Below are 22,399 nucleotides of genomic sequence, written 5' to 3' on the forward strand. Positions count from 1 at the left end.
TCGCGTGAACCCTGAGCTCTTTGTAGGAGCTGCCGAAGGCTGCGATCTTTTGCTTTTGATTCATTTCACGGCCCCAAACGACAGGCCGCGAACCAGCTGTTTCTGGCTGATCCAGCCGAAGATCAGAATCGGCGCGCAGGCCAGCGTCGACACGGCCGACAACTTGGCCCAGAACAGACCTTCGGGGCTTGAGTACGAGGCGATCAACGCGGTCAGTGGCGCGGCTTTCGATGAGGTCAGGTTCAAGGACCAGAACGCTTCGTTCCAGCACAGGATCAGTGACAGCAATACGGTGGAGGCCAGGCCGCCCTTGGCGATTGGCAGTAGCACCCGGACCATTTCCTGCCACAGCGTTGCACCGTCGAGGCGTGCGGCTTCGAGGATGTCTTTCGGGATGTCCTTGAAGTAGGTGTAAATCATCCAGACCACAATCGGCAGGTTGATCAGCGTGTAAATGACGATCAAGGCAATGCGTGTATCGAGCAGGCCGAAACTCTTGGCCAGCAGGTAGATCGGCATCAACACGCCCACCGGTGGCAACATTTTGGTGGAGAGCATCCACAGCAACGTGCCTTTGGTGCGCTTGGTTTCGTAGAACGCCATGGAGTAGGCCGCCGGCACCGCGATCAGCAGGCACAGAGCCGTGGCGCTGAACGAAATCACCACCGAGTTCCAGGCGAAGCTGAAGTAATCGCTGCGCTCATTGATGTGCAGGTAGTTCTCCAGCGTCGGCGTGAAGATGAACTGCGGCGGCGTGGCGAAGGCATCGATTTCGGTTTTGAAACTGGTCAGCACCATCCAGAAGATCGGGAAGAAGATCAGGATCGCGATGGCCCAGGCCAGGGTGCCGAGCAGCAGGCTTTGCAGACGGCGGGATTGTTGAAGAGTCATGGCGCAGGCCTCAGGCTTTGTCTGTCAGGTTTTTGCCGATCATGCGCACCAGCACGATGGCCGCGACGTTGGCAATCACCACCGCGATCAATCCACCGGCGGACGCCATGCCGACGTCAAACTGCACCAACGCCTGGTTGTAGATCAGGTAGGCGAGGTTGGTCGAGGCATAGCCGGGGCCACCGTTGGTAGTGGTGAAGATTTCGGCGAACACCGAGAGCAGGAAGATGGTTTCGATCATCACCACCACCGCAATCGGCCGCGCCAGGTGCGGCAAGGTCAGGTGCCAGAAGATCGCGATCGGACCGGCACCGTCCAGGCGTGCGGCTTCTTTCTGTTCCTGGTCGAGGGACTGCATGGCCGTCATCAGGATCAGGATCGCGAAGGGCAGCCATTGCCACGAGACAATGATGATGATCGACAGCAGCGGGTAGTGGGCCAGCCAGTCCACTGGTTGCGCGCCGAACAGCTTCCAGACGTAGGCGAGAATCCCCGACACCGGGTGGAAAATCAGGTTTTTCCAGATCAGCGCACCGACGGTGGGCATGATGAAGAACGGCGAGATCAACATGACCCGCACGATGCCGCGACCGAGAAACTCACTGGCCTCCAGCAACGCACTGATCAACACGCCGAACACCACGCTGATCAGCAGCACACTGCCCACCAGCAGCAACGTGTTGGTGGCGCCGGGCAGGAAGCCCGAATCGGTCAGGAAGTAGGTGAAGTTGTCCAGCCCGACAAACTCGTTCTCGCCGGGGTTGAGCAGGTTGTAGCGGATCACCGAGAAGTAGAGGGTCATGCCCAGCGGCACGATCATCCACAGCAGCAACATGGCCACTGAAGGCGTGACGAGAAACCAGCCGGGGTTGCGTACGCGGACCTTGCGCTGGGGTTGCGACAGGTTGAGGTGGGCTTTGGCAGTTGAAGTATTCATGGCGATCACAACCGAGTCATACAGACCTATGAAGATCCCTTGTGGGAGCGAGCCTGCTCGCGAAAGCGCTGGATCAGTGCCATGTGTATTGGCTGGCACGATGCTTCGCGAGCAGACTCGCTCCCACAGGAGGCAGGAGCAAGTCGTTCAGCGGTTACTTGGGATAACCGGCGCGCTTCATCTCACGTTCGGTGGTTTGCTGGGCGGCGGCCAGGGCCTGGTCGACCGTGGTCTGGCCGATCAGTGCTGCCGAGAACGATTTGCCGACCTGGGTGCCGATGCCCTGGAACTCAGGAATGGTCACCAACTGAATGCCGATATACGGCACAGGCTTGAGGGTCGGTTTGCTCGGGTCGGCGGCTTTTAGCGACTCGAGGGTCACTTTGGCGAACGGCGCGGCTTTCATATAAGCATCGCTATAGGTCGAAACCCGTGTACCTGGCGGCACGTTGGCAATGCCGTCCTTCTCCGCAACCAGCGCACCGTATTCCTTGGAAGTGGCCCAGGCGCTGAAGGTTTTCGCTGCGTCCTTGGCCTTGGAACTGGTCGGAATCGCCAGCGCCCAGGAATACAACCAGGCCGAACCCTTGTCGGTGGTCTCGTGCGGTGCATAGGTGAAGCCAACGTGGTCGCTGACCTTGCTTTGAGTCTTGTCGGTGACGAACGAGCCGGCGACGCTGGCATCGACCCAGATCGCACACTTGCCACTGTTGAACAGCGCCAGGTTTTCGTTGAAACCGTTGCTTGAAGCACCGGGCGGGCCCGAATCGGTCATGGTCTTGACGTAGAAATTCAGTGCGTTTTTCCACTCGGGACCCGTGGTGAATTCCGGTTGCCACTTCTCATCGAACCAGCGCGCGCCATAGGCATTGGCCAGGGTGGTGATCAGCGCCATGTTCTCGCCCCAGCCAGCCTTGCCGCGCAGGCAGATGCCGTACTGTTCTTTATCTTGTTGGTGAGTTTGCTGGCGAATTCGCCGATCTGGGTCCAGGTCGGGTGCTCGGGCATGGTCAGCCCGGCGTCCTTGAACAGGTCAGTACGGTAATAAGTGATCGAGCTTTCAGCGTAGAACGGCAGGGCGTACAGCGAACCCTTGACCGACAGGCCTTCGCGCACCGACGGGAACACGTCGTCGAGGGCGTAGCTGGCTGGCAAGTCTTTCATCGGTTCCAGCCAACCCTTGGCGCCCCAGAGTGCAGCTTCGTACATGCCGATGGTCAGCACATCGAACTGCCCGCCCTGGGTCGCAATGTCGGTGGTCAGGCGTTGGCGCAGGACGTTTTCTTCGAGCACCACCCAATTGAGCTTGATGTCCGGGTGCTCGGCCTCGAAGGTTTTCGAGAGCTTTTGCATGCGGATCATGTCGCTGTTGTTGACGGTGGCGATGGTCAGGGTCTGAGCGCCGAGGCTGACGCTACTGAGGGTCATGCAGGTGAGGGCAAGCAGAGCTTTTACAGAAGGTTGCATCGTGCACTCCTTTTCTGCACCCAATGAGGGCAGAAGGACAGTTATTGTTTTTGTGTCTTCCTGCGGAGGGAAGAATCTGCACTGATTACAGCCTTCAATTGAGTATGTGACAAATCATCCGTAGCACTTAAATCGATACTTTTTTGCACTGGGGTTTTTAGCGGAAAGTACGGGGTAGGGCTTTTTGGTGTTTGTCGACGATGAAATGCGTATAGGTTTCGATCGCCAAATGCAAAAGATCGCAGCCTGCGGCAGCTCCTACAGGGAAATGCGATCCATGTAGGAGCTGACGAAGGCTGCGATCTTTTGATCTTTAACCGAGGTTTTGTTCGGTCAAACGCTGCACCGCCAACCGCCGGTAATGGGAAGGCGTCATGCCCTTGAGTTGCTGAAAGCGCCGGTTGAAGTTGGAAATATTGTTGAAGCCCGACTCGAAACACACGTCGGTCACCGGTTTGTCGCCATCTGCCAGCAGCTCGCAGGACTTGCTGATCCGCAGCCGATTAACGAATTCGATAAAACAACGCCCGGTGGCCTGCTTGAACACCCGACTGAAATATGTCGGCTTCATGCCCAGGTGCTCGGCGACTTCTTCCAGCGGCAGTTCCCGGCCGTAGTGGGCAAAGATGTAATCCACCGCCCGGTTCGTGCGATCAACGTTGTGTTCATCCGCCAGTTGCGGCGTCGTGGCCCCCGATAGCAATTGGTAATCGTCGGAGGCCGCCAGCAATTCCAGCAGAATCAAGAAATGCCCGAGCCGGGTTACGCCTTTGGTGTCGGCAATGCGCTGCATCAGCGTCATGGCCTGGCGGATGGTGCGCTTGCAGCGAAACTCGATGCCGTACTGCGCGCGCTCCAGCAGCGGCACCAGGGTCTTGAGCTCGGCAAACACCAAGTGGCCGCTGTCGAACAACTCGTCGGTGAAGTTGACCAGCATGTCGCGCTTGGGCACCACTTCATCTTCGGCCACTTGGCTGATCCAGTTGTGCGGCAGGTTGGGGCCGGTCAGGAACAGCGTTTCCGGGTAGAAGTTACCGATGTAGTCGCCGATGAACACCTTGCCGGAACTGGCGACGATCAGGTGCAGTTCGTATTCCTTATGGAAGTGCCAGCGCACCAACGGGCACGGAAAACCATGCTGGCGATAAATGATGGACAACCCGTTGTGGTCGTCCATCAACTCGTAGGAAGGATCGGTAACTCTGGCAGTCCGGGTCATGGCAGCGCGCTTTTATTGTTATCGCGCCGTGATCATGCCTCTTTCTTGCTGGCTTCTACCACCCGCATCTTGCGACTCAGCCCCTTGTCAGCAGCGCATCACCGTAAACGGCCTTCATGCTCGTAGCGCTCCAGCACAAGCGGACGATGTCCGATTCCTCGAAAAAGTCGATATTGATGATGCTGCAGCGGGTCACCCAATCGCGCGTGGTATGAAACCAGTCATTGATTTGGTTTTTGATATGTTGCGGGCCTCCCACGAGCGAGTAGCTGGTGGCCGAAAGTGACCACAGAGCCCGTGGATAGGGGGCTCTTTCGAGGATTGTCTTGATGTACGAGTACACGCCGCTGGTATCGTTTAGCCGTTTGCCGCTCCACTTGTGCCAAATGAAAGGCCAGAAGTAATCCTCGTCCAGTTCGCGTTTGGCAGCAGCGGTCGCCACCACCCGACGCTGGGCGCTCGCACGCTTAAGTTCCCCTACGGTCAGGTGCGCCTCCGCTGAGGGTATGAGATACGGGCCCAAACGTTCGATCAGCAAGTCGTTGAAGTGTTGATAATCAAACGGCTTCGCGGCATCGCCCAACTCATGGAAGTCGAGCACGATGAATTCGTCCCGGTTCTGTCCGAGGAAGGCAATGACCGCCGTTATCAGTTCATCAAGCGTGCGCCCGGACTGATAGCCATTGTGGTGAAAATAGAAAGACGGATTTTGCGTTGAAGCTGTGTAGCCCAGGCGTATATCGAAGGCTCTGGCGCCATTGGCGAGTTGCCAGGCAAACGAGTCGTTCTGACAGGTTGTCCAGTTGCCGCGCAAGGTATCGTAGTCGGGGGCTTTTTTGTCCATGCCACAGTTATGCGTGCCGGGCCAGATGACATCGGTCAGTTTCAGCCGACTGATGTCCAATACGTTACTCATCCAGGTCCGTTTATCCAGTTCGCCTGTAACGATGCTATTCATGACCAGTCCTTTGGTAATCTTCGCGCCCATCCGTGGTGCAAAGTGATTTCATCGAAACGGATATCGCAAGACGCAACACCCGTTGTTCGCCGTTGATCATCGGCTTTCATGTAATAGCGTAGAACTCAATTGCAGGTTCGCAAGCGTTTGACACATCCGCACAAATATAGCGATTTAATAGCATGGTTGTTTGCGGTTTGATCAGCGTGCTTTTAACAGGTTGATGACTCGACAAAAGTCAACAAGCCTTGACTCTTCGATAAAGTCGACATTGATGATGTTACATTTGCGCGCCCAATCGCTTTTCTGTGGATCGAACATGACGTCGAGTTCGTCGTGTATGTCAGTGGGGCCACCCACACTGCTATAACACGTTGCGGATAATGTCCAAGTGTTCCATTTGCTGGGCGGGGTTTTCAATACGGTGGTGATAAACGCTTTCAGTTCGTCGATGTTGGTGGTTGAGATGCCGGACCATTTACTCTGTACTTCTTCATTGAACAGATCAGCGTCCAGGTCGCGGTGCCCAGGGGCGCAAACGAGCACTCTTTGTAGTGGGCTCGACTGTTTGATTTCATTCAGTGTGAAGTATTTTTTATGAGAGGGAATAATGCGGTGGCGCAGAGAACGCAGCATCAATTCCTGGAATAGTTTGAAGTCAAACGGGCCCTGGTTGCTCTTCAGGTTTTTGAAATCGAGAATGATGAACTCATCAGGGTTTTCATAAAGAAATCGATTGAGGTCGGTGAGTAGATTTCCCAGCGTGCGCGAAGAGAGAAATTCGTTATGGTGAAAGCGAAACCGGTCATGCTCCTCTTTAATACTGGCATCGTATAACAAGCGTACGTCCAGCGCCCGCGAGCCATTATTCAGCTGGCTATAGAATGATTGATGCTGACAGGCAAGCCAGTGCTTTCCCGGAACAAGTGCATAGGAAGCCTGCCAGTCACAGCCTGAATTGTGTGTGCCTGGTAACGTTAGTTCATTCAGGGTCAGACGGCCTATGCCCATGGTTTTGGCCATCCAGTTGCTGTTTATATTATCCAGGTTGTTGTTGCTCATTGAAGCGTCCTTGCATCAGCTTTGCAGTTATATAGAGTGGTGTGGTTGAGGGGTGTTGCGTAATAACTGGCTTATAACGCTTGGCGCGTTGCACGCCAAGCGAGGGCTTAATGCAAGTTGTGTAGGTTATTGCTGTTTCAGGTTCTTCGCTTCAATCCATTGCGACATATACTTAGTGCTTTTGTGCTGGTGGTGCCGCAACATGCTGCCAGTGAAGTTGTTTCTTCGCAGTGTTGTCAGGTTCTTCCGGCAGTGCTGCAGTTTGGCAATCAATGTAAAGCCATGTTCGGATTGTTTATATCGATCCATCAACAATGTTTGTCCCTTCGACTGCGCCTGTTGCCAATGCAGTTTGTCGCAGTACAGCCGAACGGCTTCGTCGGCCAGTGCCTGCGCCGAAACGCAGACTGCGCCAGGCCATGGATGGTCACCCTGCATCGCCTCTGCGCCAATCGGCGTAGTAACGCTTGGCGTACCGCATAACATGGCATCGATCAATTTGCCTTTGATCCCGGCGCCGAAACGCAACGGCGCCAGACACACTTTGGCAGCAGACATCACTTGCAAAGCATCTTCAGCCCAGTTCATGACATGAAAACCTTGCGCGGGATTGTGCAGTGCCGTGGCTTTCGGTGGGGTGTAAGCGCCATAAAGGTGAAGCTGTGCCTTTGGCAGTTGTTGGCGGATCAGCGGCCAGACTGTCGACTTCATCCAGAGCACTGCATCCCAGTTAGGCGCGTGGCGGAAGTTGCCAATACTCAGAAAATGTTCACGATCATCGAATGCGCGCGGGGCCGCGGTCGGCGGGTCGATCATTAGCGGGCACCAGTGCAGCAAGTCTGCCGGCAAGCCGAACTGCTCACGCAGCAGTTCGATCTCTACCTCGGAGATCATAAGGTTCAGATCACACCGATAAAGCGCAGCAATTTCCCGTTTGGCCAGATCGGTATCCGCCATCAACTCGAACTCTTCGCGCAACGCACGGGTAAACAATTCGCTGAAGTCGTCCTCATTGGCGTCGGCCTTCAAGCGGTCCTTGAGGCGTTGATGACGCGCATGTCGCAGGCTTTGCAGGTCTGAAGTTTCCAACACGCGCAGCGCGGTTGGACATTGTTCTTCGACGCGCCAGCCGAACTGTTCTTCCATCATGAACTGGTCGAACAAGACAATGTCCGGCGCCAGCTCGCGAATGAATGTGTCGAAACTGCTGCTGTTGAGTTCGATCGGCATTTCGCGGATGCCCAGTTCCGCCAGATCCGCCTTGTGTTCGCCTGGGCCGGCCGGGCTGCTGAAGGTAATGTCCCAGCCTTGTTGCAGGAATGTTTCGAGGATTTGCATGACGTGCCCGCTCGCCGCTGAGGAGCGCGGCTCTGGCCAGACGTATCCGATGACCAGGACTTTGGTAGCAGCGGGTTGAATCATGGACAACATTCCTTGACGGCGACGAGGGGAAAAAAGGGCGCAATTAAACCACAGGGGTAGGGTATGCGCCCGATTGTCAGAAATATCCCTCAATACCGCCGCCCGGCATCGTGCATAAAGGGGCGTGCAGTGCTGCCCCTTCTTTATTGTTTGAAGGGGCGCAATAACAGGTTGTATTACTTGATAAGGCTTTTTACTTTGTCGCGTAACTGATCAATCGAAAACGGCTTGCCAATGACGTGCATGTCAGCAGGGACGTCGATGTTTTCGGCATAACCACTGGCAAATAGAATTGGCAGGGTGGGGCGCAGTTTTCGTGCTTCATTCGCCAGTTCACGACCGTCCATGCCCGGCAGGCCTACATCGGTCATCATCAGATCGATTTGCTGATCCGGATCTTCAAGCTTTTCCAATGCCTGTTCGCTGCCGTCAGCTTCAAGCACCTTGAACTCCAACTCCTCCAGCACATCGACAATCAGCATGCGCACGATGCCGTCGTCTTCTACGACCAGGATGGTGGATTGGTTGGCGGACATATTCAGGCTCTCAAAAGTCAGTTCAGGGTCGCCGGTCGATCAAAAATGCCGGGCTCTTTCATCAGTAAGTGGCGCAGTGCCACAAGTTCCCCGCTTGCAACAAAAAAAGCATAGCTGCAGCCGGGGCGGCAAGGATAACTGTTCGTGGCCGCGAACACGCCGGTGAGCGTAGGAATTTGCGGCCAAATGTGTGAGAAAAATGGATCCGCGTCACTGTTTTGGGGCAAACTCTCGGGTTTTCAACAGTTCGACAAGGCTACCTCATGTCCTCTCCGTCTTCGGTTGATGAGCAACGGTTTCGCAAAATTCTCAGTCGCAACGTCAGCTTGCCGCTGGGTGTGGGCGTGATCAGTGCAGTTTTCTTTGTGGCGTTGATCACTTATCTGTTATCCGTCATTCAGTGGGTCGAGCACACTGACCGGGTGATCAATAACGCCAATGAAGCGGTGAAGCTGACCGTTGATCTGGAAACCGGGATGCGCGGCTTCCTGCTCAGCGGCGACGAGCACTTCCTGGACCCCTACGAAACGGCCAAGCCGAGAATCGCGGTGGCCCTCAATACCTTGCTCGAACTGACGGCCGATAACCCGGTCCAGACCGATCGTTTGCACAGGCTCCAGGCCTTGCAAACCGATTGGGCCACCTACGCGCAATCGATGATCGATCTGCAGCGAGCCAGTGGCGATTACCGCGGTGCGGTGAAGGCCGGGCGCGGCAAGCGCCTGACCGATGAAATCCGCAAACAGTTTGAAGACGTGATCGACATGGAGCAGCAGTTGCGCACCACGCGCAACGAAGACGTGCGCCGCACCACGATCTGGAGCATCACCCTGTACCTGCTGTTCGTGGCCGGTATCAGTGGGTTGCTGGCGTATGTCGGCCGGCGTGACTTGCTCAATCTTTCCGAGAGCTACGGTGCCAACCTCGCAGCGCAACAAGCCAGTGCCGGGCGTCTGGAGCAGCAAGCCTGGCTGCGCAATGGCCAGACCGAACTGGCCGAGCAGGTGCTGGGACAACTGAGCCTCAACCTGTTGGGTCGCAATATCCTGAAGTTCTGCGCGCAGTACCTGGGCACCGCCGTGGCGGCCATTTACGTGCGTGAAGACCATGGCGGCCTTAAACGCGTGGCGTCTTACGGCTTGTCCCGCGAGCAGGAAGAGCAGGGTCAGTCGATCTACGACGGCGAAGGCATTGTCGGTCAAGTGGTGCAACAGGCACGTATGATTCGCCTGGATGGCGTGCCTGACGATTACTTCAAAATCAGCTCTGGCTTGGGCCAAGGTTTGCCGCACAGTGTGCTGGTGGTGCCGACCAGCGACGATGACCAGATCAATGGTGCGATCGAACTCGGCTTCCTGCGCCCGTTGAACGACCGTGACATCGAACTGCTCGAGCTGATTGCCGGCAACATCGGCACCTCGATCGAAGCCGCGCGCTATCGCCAGCGTTTGCAGGAAGTACTCGCCGAAACCCAGCAGCTCAACGAAGAGCTCCAGGTTCAGCAGGAAGAACTCAAGTCCGCCAACGAGGAGCTGGAAGAGCAGTCGAGGATTCTCAAGGAATCCCAAGCGCACCTGGAAACCCAGCAGGTGGAACTGGAGCAGACCAACGAACAGCTCGCCGAGCAGGCGCAGATCCTGGCCGATCAACGCGACGCCATGGATGAGAAGAACACCGAGCTCAATCAAGCCCAGACTCAACTGGAAGATCGCGCCGAAGAATTGCAGCGCTCCAGCAAGTACAAGTCCGAATTTCTCGCCAACATGTCCCACGAACTGCGCACGCCGTTGAACAGTTCGTTGATCCTGGCCAAGTTGCTGGCGGAAAACCCTCAGGAAAACCTCAGTGCCGAACAGGTCAAGTTCGCCGAGTCGATCTATTCGGCCGGCAATGATTTGCTCAACCTGATCAACGACATTCTCGATATTTCCAAAGTTGAAGCCGGCAAGCTGGAAATACGCCCGGAAAACACCAGCGTCACGCGTCTGGTGGATGGCTTGCGCGCAATGTTCGAGCCACTGGCGGCTGATAAAAAGCTGACCTTCAACGTCGACTTGCAGCCGGGTACGCCGGCCACGCTGTTCACCGACCGTCAGCGTCTGGAACAAGTGATCAAGAACCTGCTGTCCAACGCGGTAAAGTTCACCGAAAAAGGCAACGTCAGCCTGACTGTTTCCAGTCAGGCTGGCGAAGGTATCGCCTTCATCGTTCGCGATTCCGGGATCGGTATTGCGGCGGAGCAGCAGGAAAGCATTTTCGAAGCCTTCCGCCAGGCTGACGGCACCACCAATCGCCGTTATGGCGGCACGGGGTTGGGCCTGTCGATTTCCCGGGACCTGGCGAATTTGCTGGGCGGCTCGATCAGCGTCAGCAGTGAGCCGGGGCAGGGCAGTGCGTTCACCCTGGTGTTGCCGCTGCAATACGTCGAGCCGGGTGATGAGCCGGTCGAACCGATGCGGGTCACTCCGGTTGCTTATTCGTCGAGCGCCCCGGTTGCCGCGCTGGTGCCGCTGATTGCCGACGTTGACATCCCGCGTTTCGATGATGACCGCGCCAACGCGCCGTTTGCTACGCGCTGCATTCTGGTGGTGGAAGATGAGGAGAATTTTGCACACATCCTCTATGACCTGGCCCACGAACTGGGCTATCAGTGCTTGGTTGCCCATGGCGCTGACGAAGGCTATGACCTGGCCAAAGCGTTCATCCCCGACGCCATTCTGCTGGACATGCGTCTGCCGGATCATTCCGGGCTGACCGTGTTGCAGCGCCTGAAGGAGCACGCCGAAACCCGGCACATTCCGGTTCATGTGATCTCGGTCGAAGACCGGGTCGAAGCTGCGATGCACATGGGCGCCATCGGTTATGCCGTCAAACCGACCACTCGCGAAGAGCTCAAGGACGTGTTTGCCCGCCTGGAAGCCAAGCTGACCCAGAAGGTCAAACGGGTGCTGTTGGTGGAAGATGATGATTTGCAGCGTGACAGCATTGCCCGTCTGATCGGCGACGAAGACATCGAGATCACCGCCGTCGGCTTCGCCCAGGAAGCGCTGGACCTGCTGCGCACGACGATTTTCGATTGCATGATCATCGACCTGAAACTGCCGGACATGCTCGGCAACGATCTGCTCAAGCGTATGTCTACCGAAGACATCTGCTCGTTCCCGCCGGTAATCGTCTATACCGGGCGCAACCTGACCCGGGACGAAGAGGCCGACCTGCGCAAGTATTCGCGTTCGATCATCATTAAGGGGGCCCGATCGCCAGAGCGTCTGCTGGATGAAGTGACGCTCTTTTTGCACAAAGTCGAATCCCGGTTGTCCCACGAGCGGCAGAAGATGCTCAAGACCGCCCGCAGTCGCGACAAGGTCTTCGAGGGGCGCAAGGTGCTGCTGGTGGACGACGATGTGCGCAACATCTTCGCCCTGACCAGTGCGCTGGAGCAAAAGGGTGCAGTCGTAGTGATCGGTCGAAATGGTCGTGAGGCGATTGAAAGATTGAATGAAGTCGAGGACATCGACCTGGTGCTGATGGATGTGATGATGCCGGAAATGGACGGTTTCGAGGCCACGACCTTGATCCGCCAGGACCCGCGCTGGCGCAAGCTGCCGATCATCGCGGTGACGGCCAAGGCCATGAAGGACGATCAGGAGCGCTGCCTGGCGGCAGGTTCCAACGATTACCTGGCCAAGCCTATCGACCTGGATCGCCTGTTCTCGTTGATTCGCGTGTGGTTACCGAAGATGGAACGCATTTAGGAACGCCTCTAGTGGAAAGCTTTTAGTGGAAAAGAATACCGAAATCGAATTGCGGCTGCTGATCGAGGCGATCTACCTCAAGTACAGCTATGACTTTCGCGACTATTCCGGCGCGTCGATCAAACGCCGGGTTGCACATGCGCTGAGTCAGTTCGAGTGCACCACCATCTCGGCGCTGCAGGAAAAAGTCCTGCACGATCCGACCGCGTTCATGCAGTTGCTGCAATTGCTGACGATCCCGGTCAGTGAGATGTTCCGTGATCCTTCGCACTTTCTGGCAATCCGCAAGGAAGTGGTGCCGCTGCTCAAGACCTATCCCTCGATCAAGATCTGGATTGCCGGGTGCAGCACCGGTGAAGAGGTTTATTCGATGGCGATCCTGCTGCGCGAAGAAGGTTTGCTCGACCGCACGATCATCTATGCCACCGACATCAACCCTCGCTCCCTGGACAAAGCCAAACAGGGAATTTTCTCCATGGAGAACGTCCGCGCCTACACTGCTAATTACCAGCAGGCCGGTGGCCAGCGCTCATTCGCCGATTACTACACGGCTGCTTACGGCTATGCGATTTTCGACAAGAGCCTGTGTGAGAACGTGACCTTTGCCGATCACAGCCTGGCGACGGACAGTGTCTTTTCAGAAACTCAATTAGTTTCATGTCGCAATGTATTGATTTATTTCAATAAAAAGCTTCAGGATCGTGCCTTTGGATTGTTCCACGAGTCGCTGTGTCATCGTGGTTTTCTGGTGTTGGGCAGCAAGGAAACTCCGGATTTTTCGGCATTCGGCAAGCAGTTCGAGCCATTGGTCAAACACGAACGGATTTACCGTAAATCATGAACAGTGCAGCCGGTTTGCCTACCGTAGAGGCTATCGTGATCGGCGCCTCAGCCGGCGGAGTAGAGGCGTTGCTGAATATCCTCAGCCCTCTGCGCGAAGGTTTTGCGCTGCCGATCGTCGTGGTGCTGCATTTGCCTGACGGACGCCGCAGTCAGCTGGTCGAAGTATTTGCCCGGCGAGTTTCGATGCCAGTGGTGGAGGCCGGTGACAAGACCTTGGTCGACCCCGGAACGCTCTATTTTGCAGCGCCCGGCTATCACCTCTCGGTGGAGCAGGACCGCAGTTTCTCGTTGAGCCTGGAGGACCGCGTGCACTATTCGCGGCCGGCCATCGATTACTTGTTCGAATCTGCCGCCGACGCCTACGGGCCCGCGCTGGCCGCCGTGTTGTTGACCGGTGCCAACCGCGATGGCGCCAGCGGCCTGGCTCAGGTCAAACACCGCGGTGGCCTGACGGTGGTGCAAGATCCGCACGAAGCCCAAGTTGCAACCATGCCCAAGGCTGCGCTGGATTTGCATCAACCCGACCACATTCTTACTGTCCGCGGCATCGGCCGTCTGCTTGTCGAGCTGGAACGAATAGCATGCTGAGTAATATTCAAGCCAAACTGCTGATCGTCGATGATCTGCCGGAGAACCTGTTGGCCCTCGAAGCGTTGATCAGGCGCGAAGATCGCACGGTCTACAAGGCGCAGTCGGCGGACGAAGCGTTGTCGCTGTTGCTGCAGCACGAATTCGCCATGGCCATTCTCGACGTGCAGATGCCGGGTATGAACGGCTTTGAACTGGCTGAGCTGATGCGCGGCACGGAAAAGACCAAAAACATTCCAATCGTGTTCGTCAGTGCCGCCGGTCGTGAGCTGAACTACGCGTTCAAAGGCTATGAAAGCGGCGCCGTGGACTTCCTGCACAAGCCGCTGGATATCCACGCGGTCAAGAGCAAGGTCAATGTCTTCGTCGACTTGTATCGCCAGAGCAAAGCGATGAAGCAACAGGTCGAAGCCCTGGAGCAGAGCCGCCGCGAACAGGAAGCGCTGCTCAAGAAATTGCAGAACACCCAAAACGAACTGGAACAAGCGGTGCGCATGCGCGATGACTTCATGTCGATCGTCGCCCACGAAGTGCGCACACCGCTCAATGGCCTGATCCTCGAAACCCAGTTGCGCAAGATGCACCTGGCCCGGGACAACGCCGCAGCGTTTACCTTGGACAAGATGCACGCCATGGTTGATCGCGATGAGCGGCAGATCAAAAGTCTGATCCGGCTGATTGAAGACATGCTGGACGTGTCACGTATTCGCACCGGCAAGCTGTCGATCCGACCGAGTCGCTTCGACCTGAAGAAGCTGGTGGGCGATCTGCTGCAAAACTTTGCGCCGCAATTCGATGCCGCCGAGTCAGCGGTGACGTTTACAGCTGATGAGTCGGTGGAAGGTCGGTGGGATGAGTTCCGTATCGAGCAGGTGATCTCCAACTTGCTGACCAACGCCTTGCGTTATGGTGGCAAAGGCCCGATTGGCGTGCGGGTGTACAGTCACGAAGGTCAGGCCCGGGTCGAGGTCCAGGATCGAGGTATCGGCATCAGTGAAGAGAACCAGAAGCGTATTTTTCAACAGTTCGAACGGGTTTCAGCCAAGACCGTTGTAGCAGGGCTTGGGCTTGGGCTATTTATTTCCGAGCAAATCGTTGCCGCCCATGGCGGATCCATCGTCGTCGAGAGCAAAATCAACGAAGGCGCCTTATTTCGCGTTTGTCTGCCGCTGTAGGAAAACAGCCAGATAGACGCAACCTCTGAACGACCCCACGGTCGTATCAGCAGCTATTGACCGAACAAAGGCTTCCCATGAGTGAAGATGCGCAAGATGTAGTACTCATTGTCGAGGATGACCCCTCGATTTTGATGGTGTTGTCTGCCTACCTGTCGGGTGAGGGTTACCGCGTACTGCAGGCTGAAAACGGCGAGCAAGCGTTCGAAATCCTCTCGAGCAAACCGCACCTGGACATGATGATTACCGATTTCCGACTGCCTGGCGGGATTTCCGGCGTGCAGATCGCCGAGCCAGCGGTGAAGTTGCGTCCGGAGCTCAAAGTGATTTTTATCAGCGGTTATCCGCAGGAAATCCGTGAGACCGACAGCCCGATCACCCGCAAGGCGCCAATTCTGGGCAAGCCTTTCGATCTGGATGTGCTGCAGGAACTCATGCAGGAAATGCTCTCTTAAGCGCTTTTGATCTTCGTAGGAGCTGCCGAAGGCTGCGATCTTTTGATCTTGCTGTTCAAAAACAAGATCAAAAGATCGCAGCCTTCGACAGCTCCTACGCGAATGTTGTGCTTTAGATCCGGATCATTTCCCGTACCTTCGCCGTTAATAAATCGAAGGTGAACGGCTTGGTAATCATCTGCATGCCCGGGTCGAGGAAGCCACTGCGCACGGCGGCATGCTCGGCGTACCCGGTAATGAACAGCACCTTGAGACCCGGCCGGTACTGACGGCCGATTTCTGCCAATTGTCGGCCGTTCATTCCCGGCAGGCCGACGTCGCTGATCAATAGATCGATTCGCTGGGCGGAGTCCAGAATCGGCACCGCACTGTTGGCATCCCCGGCCTCGACAAACGCATAACCCAACTCGCTCAGCACCGCGCTGACCAATACCCGAACCGCCGGATCGTCTTCGACAATCAGCACGGTCTCACCGTCCTGAGCGAAAGGCGCTTGCTCGATGTCGACGAGGGGATCCTGCGCCAGGTTGCCTAGGTAGCGGGGCAGGTAAAGGTTAACGGTGGTGCCGTTGTCGACTTCGCTCTGGATAGTGACGTGGCCACGGGACTGTTTGCTGAAGCCATAAATCATCGACAATCCGAGGCCGGTGCCCTGGCCGATGGGTTTGGTCGTGAAAAACGGATCAAACGCGCGATTGATGGTACTTTGCGGCATGCCACAGCCTGTGTCGGTAACGCTCAGCACCACGTAATCCCCGGGCTGAAGGTTGCCGTGGGATTCAGTGAAGCCCGTATCCAGATGTTGATTGAAGGTCTTCACCACCAATTGGCCGCCGCCGGGCATCGCATCGCGGGCATTGAGTACCAGGTTGAGCAGGGCGCTTTCCAGTTGGTTGGGGTCGGCTTCGGCCACCCACAGCTGTTCGTTCAGCTGCATGTCCAGGTGAATGCTTTCATTGATGCTGCGTTGCAGCAGCTCGCCCATTGACGTCACCAGGGTGTTCATCACCACCGGTTTTGAATCCAGGGATTGGCGCCTGGAAAACGCCAGCAAACGGTGAGTCAGGCCGGCCGCGCGATTGGCTGAGGTCACACCCAGATCGATCAGGCTGTCCAGGTCTTCGGTACGTCCACGGGCCAAGCGTCGGCGCAGCAACTCCAGGCTGCCGATGATGCCGGTCAGCATATTGTTGAAGTCGTGGGCAATGCCGCCGGTCAACTGGCCGACGGCTTCCATTTTCTGCGACTGACGCAGGGCTTCTTCGTTGTGCCGTAACTGTGCGGTGCGTTCCTCGACTTGTTGCTCGAGGGTTTCAAGGGTGGTTTGCAGCCGCAGTTCGCTTTGGCTCAAATCGATCAGCCGGTCCCTGGCTTCGTACTGTCGTCGTCGCCCGCGCAGCGCAGTGGTGACCAGGCTGATCAGGGTCACTGGGTGGAAAGGGCGTTCGAGAAAGGTCACGTTACCCAACTGCGGTCCAAGTCGCGAAGCGGGGTTCTGCTTGGGCCCGCCGTGGTGGGTTAACAACACGATCGGCAAATCCGACCATGCCGGTTGTTGCTCGATCAACCGCAGCAGGGGGGCCAGATCAGCGCCCAGTAACGCTTCGCAAGAGATCAGCAGCAGGCCAGCGCCGTATTCCAGCTCGCTGCACAACTGCGCCAGGTCACGGCTGATGACACCGGCATAGCCGGCTTCATTGAGCATCATCAGCGCAATCTGGCTGTCGCGACCCAGCGGCGCGAGAATGATCGCGCGCTCGGATGTCGCCGCCAGGGCCGTCACTGGTTATCTTCCTCAAGCAGTGGCTTGCTTGCGCCCAAATAGGTCGGTACACCACGCAACACACCTTGGAACGCGTCCAACGGTTCGCCGATGGTCATGCCGTTGCCGCTGATGCGGTACTCGCGAATGGTCGATTCGTGGCTGCCGGTACGCTTCTTGATGATCGAGATCGCCCGGCGCACCTTGCCCAGGGCTTCGAAGTAGCGCAACAGAATGACCGTGTCGGCCAAATAGGTGATATCGACCGGCGCCTGCATGTCTCCAACCAAGCCGTGTTGGGCGACAGTCATGAACGTCGCGGCGCCTCGGCGATTGAGGTACAGCAGCAATTCGTGCATGTGCAGCACCAGGGCGTTTTCTTCTGGCATCGCGGCTTGATAGCCGTTAATGCTGTCGATCACCACGGTTTTGATCTCGCGCTCATCGACGCAACGACGCACCCGATAGGAAAACTCTCCGGGAGACAATTCGGCGGCGTCCACTTGCTCGATCAGCAGATTGCCAGTGGCTTGCAAGGCCTTGAGGTCGATGCCCATGTTTTTCATGCGCTCCAACAGCAGACCCAGCTCTTCGTCGAAGATAAACAGCGCGGCTTTTTCGCCGCGGGCGACAGCCGCTGCGGCGAAGATCATCGAGATCAGCGATTTGCCGGTGCCGGCAGGGCCGAGGATCAGCGTGCTGGAGCCTGTTTCGATGCCGCCGCCAAGCAGTGTGTCCATCTCCTTGATGCCGCTGGTCAATTGCTGGCGAATATAGCCACCACGGTGTTCGGCTGCCACAAGGCGTGGAAACACATGGACGCCGTCGCCCATGATGGTGAAGTCGTGAAAACCGCCACGGTACTTCTGACCACGGTATTTCACCACGCGAATACGACGGCGTTCGGCGCCGTAGTTGGGCGTCAGTTCTTCCAGGCGAATCACCCCGTGCGCCACGCTGTGCACGGTTTTATCGAGAGACTCGGTGGTCAGGTCATCGAGCAGCAACACGGTGGCGTCATAGCGCACGAAGTAGTGCTTGATGGCCAGGATCTGCCGGCGATAGCGCAGTGAGCTCTGGGCCAGTAGGCGAATTTCGGAGAGGCTGTCGAGGACCACACGGGTCGGCTTGATCCGCTCAACCACTTCGAAAATTTGTTTGGTGGCTTCGCCCAACTCCAGGTCTGAGGAATACAGCAAGCTCTGCTGGTGCTCGGCATTGAGCAGGCTTTCCGGTGGTGTCAGCTCAAAGATATGGATGTTCTCATCCAGTTCCCAGGCATGGGATCGCGCGCCTTGGCGCAGTTCACGTTCGGTTTCTGACAGGGTGATGTACAACGAGCGCTCGCCGGCACGGGCACCGGCAAGGAGAAAATGCAGCGCGACGGTGGTTTTGCCCGTTCCGGGTTCACCCTCAAGCAAAAACACGTGGCCGCGGGACAATCCACCGGCGAGGATGTCATCCAGGCCTTCTATACCGGTGGCGGCTTTTGCACTGAACAACTCGTTAGATGTAGACAAAAAATGCCCTCTCATGACCAGGGGAAGCGAGGCAGCAGGCCTGAAGTGCCTGAATTGACTGCCTGATTCTCTTGACCCTTGGCCGAGACGACGGTTCAACCTTTTGTATTCGACTGTTGTTTTTGCGTAAAAAATCAAAAGATCGCAGCCTTCGGCAGCTCCTACGGAGGCAGGATTCGACCGCTATACCTGATAAGACGCGATGGATGTAGGAGCCTGCGATCTTTTGACTTTATCGAGGCTTCGTAAAATCAAAGGCCCTGTTGCAATACTGGGTCATCCGGATTCATTTGCTCAAGCTGAGCAAGAAGGATCTGCACGTTCTGCAACTGCCCGCTTTCCTTCCAGTAATTGATCAACAACACCCGGGCCTTGCGGTCCGCAGGATGGCGCTGGACGATTTCCTGTAACTGTTTCTGCGCCGCTTCCTGTTCTTCCTCACCGTGCAGTGTGGTGGCCAGGTCGTAGCGGTAATCCTTGTTGTCCGGCTCCAGTTCAACCGCTTTGGAAAGGCCGAGCAGGGCGAATTCACTTTGCCCGTGGTGCAGCAACCAGAGCCCGAGGGCATGTTGCAGGTAAGCGGAATCCGGCTGGGTCTGCAGTTGTTTGGCCAACAACTGCCGGGCGCCATCGCTCTGGCCTTGTTTGTCCAGCACTTCGATTTGCATGACCAGTGCCGGCAGGTTTCCGGGCTCAAGTTGCAAGGTGCGCTCCAGCGCCTGTTGCGCCTCTTTCAATTCGGCGTTGTGCAGGTGCAGGCGTGCCAGTTGCGCGTAGGTTTCAGCGCTTGGTGGCTGGCCTTTGAGCACCTGTTCCCAGGCATCGATGCCTTGCTGCAATGGGCCGAAATACAACCCTAACTCATCCGGCGTCAGGCCAAGCAGGGCGTTAATGGCGGCGAAACGTACGGCTTGATCCTCATCATCGAGCAACGGCCCGAGCAACAGACTGCGTTGGCCGCCGGGCACGAGGCCAACCACACTCTTGATCGCCGCCAGACGCACTTCCGGGGCCTCGTTCTGCAGGTCGGCGTCAGCCAGCTTCAGTGCCTGCGGGCTCGGGTAGTTGGGCAACTCGGCATGCAGCCAGACGCGGCGCTTGACCGACAGATCCGGACGCCCCAATTGTTGATACAACTGACGCGCCGCGCCAGGCTGGCCGGCACGAGCGGCAGCCAACGCCTCGCTGTAACCATGCTTGATCGCTTCGGGCACCACAGGAGCGCTGGTACGCAGCGACAGCCAGGCGACGAGGATGACGAGTATCAGGCCAAGGCTGATAAGCAAGTAGCGGCGGGACTGATGCATGCAGGGTTCCGAAAGCAGGCGTACTTGAGCAGAACGGCAAGCTTCGGTCAGCTCGCGCCTTGAGTCAAACCCATTGCCTGCGAATCGCCCTACAAGTCGCGTCGACTTCGTAACCCGTCAGGCTTGCGATGCAGTGTCTACGCTTGCAGGAGTTGCTTTGACGAGTATGCCCATGCAAGCCCTGTTCATTTATTTCAAAGCGGTGATCCATCCCGGTCAGGCGGTGTTGCTGTTTGCCCTGAGAACCATCGTTGCCGGATTGTTGACCTTGTATCTGGCGTTCCTGTTTGACCTCGATCAGCCCAAGTGGTCGATCATGGCGGTGGTCATCGTCAGCCAGCCACTGGGCGGCATGGCCCTGGCCCGCAGTTTTGGCCAGGTCATCGGCACTACCGCAGGGGCCGTGGTCGCGGTGCTGATCATGGCGATTTTCCCCCAGGCGCCGCTGGCCTTCATCATCACCCTGGCGTTGTGGCTGGCGCTGTGTACCGCTGGCGGCACTCTGCTGCGTTACACCAGTTCCCAGGCTTTTGTGCTCAGCGGTTACACGGCGGTGGTCGTCGCGTTGTTGGCGGTGCCGGATCAGGACGGCACGTTCCTGCTGGCCGTCACGCGGGTGACCGAGACGCTGCTGGCGGTCGCCTGCGTGTGCGTGGTCAGCCTGCTGACTGCGCGACCGGAGACAGTGGCTCGCAATTATTTCGCCAAGGTCGATCAGGTGATCAAGCTGCTCGCAACTCACGCCGCCGCCGTCATTCGTACCGAAGAAAGCGAGGCCGACTTCCATCGTCGGCAGATGCAGCTACTAGGCGAGATCAGTGCGCTGGAAGGGCTGCGCCGACATTTGTACTTCGACGCGCCGCGGCTGCGCAGTGCCAATGGCCTGGTGCAGTTGCTGGGCAATCAGTTGATGTTACTGACCTCGAGGTTGACCGCATTGCGTCACCAGCGGCAGCTGCTCACCGAGCGTTGGGAGGGCGACTTGCCACTGGAGGTCCAGCAACTGCGCGCTGAAGAGCTGGCATTTCTCGACCAATTGGCAGAGCAGGGCCGTTCTTTGTCTGCCGACACCCGCCACGGCTTTGTCACTCTGCAGCATGAGTTCGAGGCGCTGGCCTACAAGGCCGAACAAATGACCGAGACCATGACTGCCACCTTGCGCTCGCTGGCCTGGGCGTTGCGTTGGGAGCAAGCGCGGCTGCTGCAACAACTGGAGCAGATTCTGGAGCTGAGCGATGCGATACAGGACGGGCGCGAAGCGAGCTGCGTCTTTCGCGGGCAGGAAAACCCGTTGCATCTGGACTTCACATTGGCGGCAATGAACGCCATTCGCGCATTTACTGCCTTATTGGTGGCCGGCCTGATCTGGATCGAAACCGGGTGGGACGGCGCACGCGGCGGGATGGTGCTGGTGGGCATTCTCTGTTCGCTGATGGCGACGTTTCCACGACCACTGCTGGCGGCCCAGAGTTATGCGCGGGGCCTGGGCCTGGCGCTGCTGGCTTCGGCGCTCTATCTATTTATGCTGGTCCCGGCCGTCAATGATTTCGAATGGCTGGCCTTGCTGCTCGCCCCCTTGCTTTATGTGATTGCAGTCGGTCTGGCGAGCCCGGCGACGGCAGGGATCGGCATGGGCCTTGGTTTGTCGAGTTTTCTGATGCTCGGCCCGCAGAATATCGGCACCGGGCAGAACACTGCGATTCAATGGTTCGAGTTCGCCGGTGCCTATGTCAGCGCAGCGATGCTTGCCCTGATCGTTTATGCGTGGATCTTTCCGTTTCGTCCGGCGTGGCGAATTCGGCGTTTATATAAAGAGGCTCGCGAACAGGTGTATGAGCTGACCAAAACGCCTGCTACCGATGAGCAACAGTTTGCCTTTGAAAGCCGCATGGTGGATCGCCTGACCAGCATGCTGGGCCTGCTGCCCGCAGTGAACGATCGGGCGATGCAGCAACTGTATGAAATCAGTCTCGCCTGTGTCGCGCTGGGTGTGGCGATGCATCAATTGCGACAGCAGGCACACAACAATCAGTTGCTCACGGATGCATTCAGTCAACGGTTGTCCAAGGCACTGCGCAAGACCGGACGCTTTGTTGCGGGGCGCCCGGAGGTGCAACTGGCGCCGTTGCTGGACGCCTTGCATGCATTGGGCGATGAACTGGACACGCTGCATGTCGCCACTCACGAGCATTTATGGTCGGTGTTTCGTATGCGCGTAGCCTTGCTGATTGTCGTGTCATTCCTGGAACGCCACGGCGACGATCTACAACGCGCAGCACCACAGGGAGATCCAGCCCTTGCCCATTGATTTCGAGGTGGGTGGCGTTTATCTGCCGCCGATTGCCCAGGCCTTGTTGCTGGCGATACCGATATTTCTTGTGCTCGACTGGTTGTTGCGGCGGCTGGGTGTGCTGCGGCTGGTCTGGCATGAAGCCCTGTTCGAAGGTGCCTTGTATGCCTGCGTCTGTGCCGCACTGATTTTGCTGATGGGAGCCTGAAGCC

General features: G+C 57.2%; 17 protein-coding genes and 1 pseudogene. 7 read left to right on the forward strand and 11 right to left on the reverse strand.

Annotation, left to right across the window (positions count from 1 at the left end; genetic code table 11):
- Positions 1 to 60: 60 nt before the first annotated feature.
- The 8 genes and pseudogenes from JFT87_RS18110 to JFT87_RS18145 all read right to left on the reverse strand — a co-directional run bounded on the left by JFT87_RS18110 (position 61) and on the right by JFT87_RS18145 (position 8,492).
- Positions 61 to 891, reverse strand: a complete 831-nt coding sequence (locus JFT87_RS18110; RefSeq protein WP_054046221.1) for a carbohydrate ABC transporter permease — start codon at positions 889 to 891, stop codon at positions 61 to 63.
- 10 nt (positions 892 to 901) lie between these two features.
- The gene (locus tag JFT87_RS18115) at positions 902 to 1,828 is read right to left on the reverse strand and encodes a carbohydrate ABC transporter permease (RefSeq protein ID WP_201203388.1); all 927 of its coding nucleotides are present in this window, start codon (positions 1,826 to 1,828) and stop codon (positions 902 to 904) included.
- A gap of 154 nt (positions 1,829 to 1,982) precedes the next feature.
- Positions 1,983 to 3,295 (reverse strand): annotated as a pseudogene (locus tag JFT87_RS18120) (ABC transporter substrate-binding protein).
- 313 nt (positions 3,296 to 3,608) lie between these two features.
- A complete protein-coding gene (locus JFT87_RS18125; protein ID WP_201203390.1) occupies positions 3,609 to 4,514 on the reverse strand; it encodes an AraC family transcriptional regulator in 906 nt (301 codons plus the stop codon).
- Between the two features lie 76 nt (positions 4,515 to 4,590).
- Positions 4,591 to 5,472: a phospholipase gene (locus JFT87_RS18130; protein ID WP_201203392.1), complete on the reverse strand. Its 882-nt coding sequence runs from the start codon at positions 5,470 to 5,472 to the stop codon at positions 4,591 to 4,593.
- Between the two features lie 201 nt (positions 5,473 to 5,673).
- Complete coding sequence (locus JFT87_RS18135; protein ID WP_201203394.1) at positions 5,674 to 6,534, reverse strand: phospholipase; 861 nt, start codon at positions 6,532 to 6,534, stop codon at positions 5,674 to 5,676.
- Between the two features lie 126 nt (positions 6,535 to 6,660).
- Positions 6,661 to 7,956 carry a glycosyltransferase gene (locus tag JFT87_RS18140; protein ID WP_201203396.1) on the reverse strand — a complete coding sequence of 432 codons (1,296 nt, stop codon included), beginning with the start codon at positions 7,954 to 7,956 and terminating at the stop codon, positions 6,661 to 6,663.
- A gap of 176 nt (positions 7,957 to 8,132) precedes the next feature.
- Positions 8,133 to 8,492 carry a response regulator gene (locus JFT87_RS18145; RefSeq protein ID WP_201203398.1) on the reverse strand — a complete coding sequence of 120 codons (360 nt, stop codon included), beginning with the start codon at positions 8,490 to 8,492 and terminating at the stop codon, positions 8,133 to 8,135.
- A gap of 263 nt (positions 8,493 to 8,755) precedes the next feature.
- Here JFT87_RS18145 and JFT87_RS18150 point away from each other — a divergent pair, with 263 nt between their 5' ends.
- The 5 genes from JFT87_RS18150 (at position 8,756) to JFT87_RS18170 (ending at position 15,308) form a co-directional block, all read left to right on the forward strand.
- A complete protein-coding gene (locus tag JFT87_RS18150; RefSeq protein WP_201203400.1) occupies positions 8,756 to 12,247 on the forward strand; it encodes a response regulator in 3,492 nt (1,163 codons plus the stop codon).
- Between the two features lie 25 nt (positions 12,248 to 12,272).
- On the forward strand, positions 12,273 to 13,088 hold the full coding sequence (locus JFT87_RS18155; RefSeq protein WP_201197594.1) for a CheR family methyltransferase: 816 nt from the start codon (positions 12,273 to 12,275) through the stop codon (positions 13,086 to 13,088).
- The gene (locus JFT87_RS18160) at positions 13,085 to 13,678 is read left to right on the forward strand and encodes a chemotaxis protein CheB (RefSeq protein ID WP_201203402.1); all 594 of its coding nucleotides are present in this window, start codon (positions 13,085 to 13,087) and stop codon (positions 13,676 to 13,678) included. Before JFT87_RS18155 ends, JFT87_RS18160 begins: the two co-directional genes overlap by 4 nt.
- Positions 13,672 to 14,853 (forward strand): hybrid sensor histidine kinase/response regulator, encoded by a 1,182-nt coding sequence (locus JFT87_RS18165; RefSeq protein WP_201203404.1) that lies wholly within the window; start codon positions 13,672 to 13,674, stop codon positions 14,851 to 14,853. Before JFT87_RS18160 ends, JFT87_RS18165 begins: the two co-directional genes overlap by 7 nt.
- Positions 14,854 to 14,930: 77 nt before the next feature.
- A complete protein-coding gene (locus JFT87_RS18170; RefSeq protein ID WP_201203405.1) occupies positions 14,931 to 15,308 on the forward strand; it encodes a response regulator in 378 nt (125 codons plus the stop codon).
- Between the two features lie 112 nt (positions 15,309 to 15,420).
- On the opposite strand, the gene JFT87_RS18175 is transcribed toward JFT87_RS18170, so the two are convergent.
- The 3 genes from JFT87_RS18175 to JFT87_RS18185 form a co-directional block, all read right to left on the reverse strand.
- On the reverse strand, positions 15,421 to 17,091 hold the full coding sequence (locus JFT87_RS18175; protein ID WP_201203407.1) for a response regulator: 1,671 nt from the start codon (positions 17,089 to 17,091) through the stop codon (positions 15,421 to 15,423).
- On the reverse strand, positions 17,088 to 18,590 hold the full coding sequence (locus JFT87_RS18180; protein ID WP_201203409.1) for an ATPase domain-containing protein: 1,503 nt from the start codon (positions 18,588 to 18,590) through the stop codon (positions 17,088 to 17,090). The genes JFT87_RS18175 and JFT87_RS18180 overlap by 4 nt, the downstream gene beginning before the upstream one ends.
- Before the next feature lie 251 nt (positions 18,591 to 18,841).
- The gene (locus tag JFT87_RS18185) at positions 18,842 to 19,897 is read right to left on the reverse strand and encodes a tetratricopeptide repeat protein (protein WP_201203411.1); all 1,056 of its coding nucleotides are present in this window, start codon (positions 19,895 to 19,897) and stop codon (positions 18,842 to 18,844) included.
- Between the two features lie 172 nt (positions 19,898 to 20,069).
- On the opposite strand from JFT87_RS18185, the gene JFT87_RS18190 reads away from it, so the two are divergent.
- Positions 20,070 to 22,205: an FUSC family protein gene (locus JFT87_RS18190; protein WP_201203413.1), complete on the forward strand. Its 2,136-nt coding sequence runs from the start codon at positions 20,070 to 20,072 to the stop codon at positions 22,203 to 22,205.
- The gene (locus tag JFT87_RS18195; RefSeq protein ID WP_201203415.1) at positions 22,195 to 22,395 is read left to right on the forward strand and encodes a DUF1656 domain-containing protein; all 201 of its coding nucleotides are present in this window, start codon (positions 22,195 to 22,197) and stop codon (positions 22,393 to 22,395) included. Before JFT87_RS18190 ends, JFT87_RS18195 begins: the two co-directional genes overlap by 11 nt.
- Positions 22,396 to 22,399 lie beyond the last annotated feature (4 nt).

Origin of the sequence: Pseudomonas sp. TH15, from assembly GCF_016651105.1 — a bacterium.
Taxonomy (GTDB): domain Bacteria; phylum Pseudomonadota; class Gammaproteobacteria; order Pseudomonadales; family Pseudomonadaceae; genus Aquipseudomonas.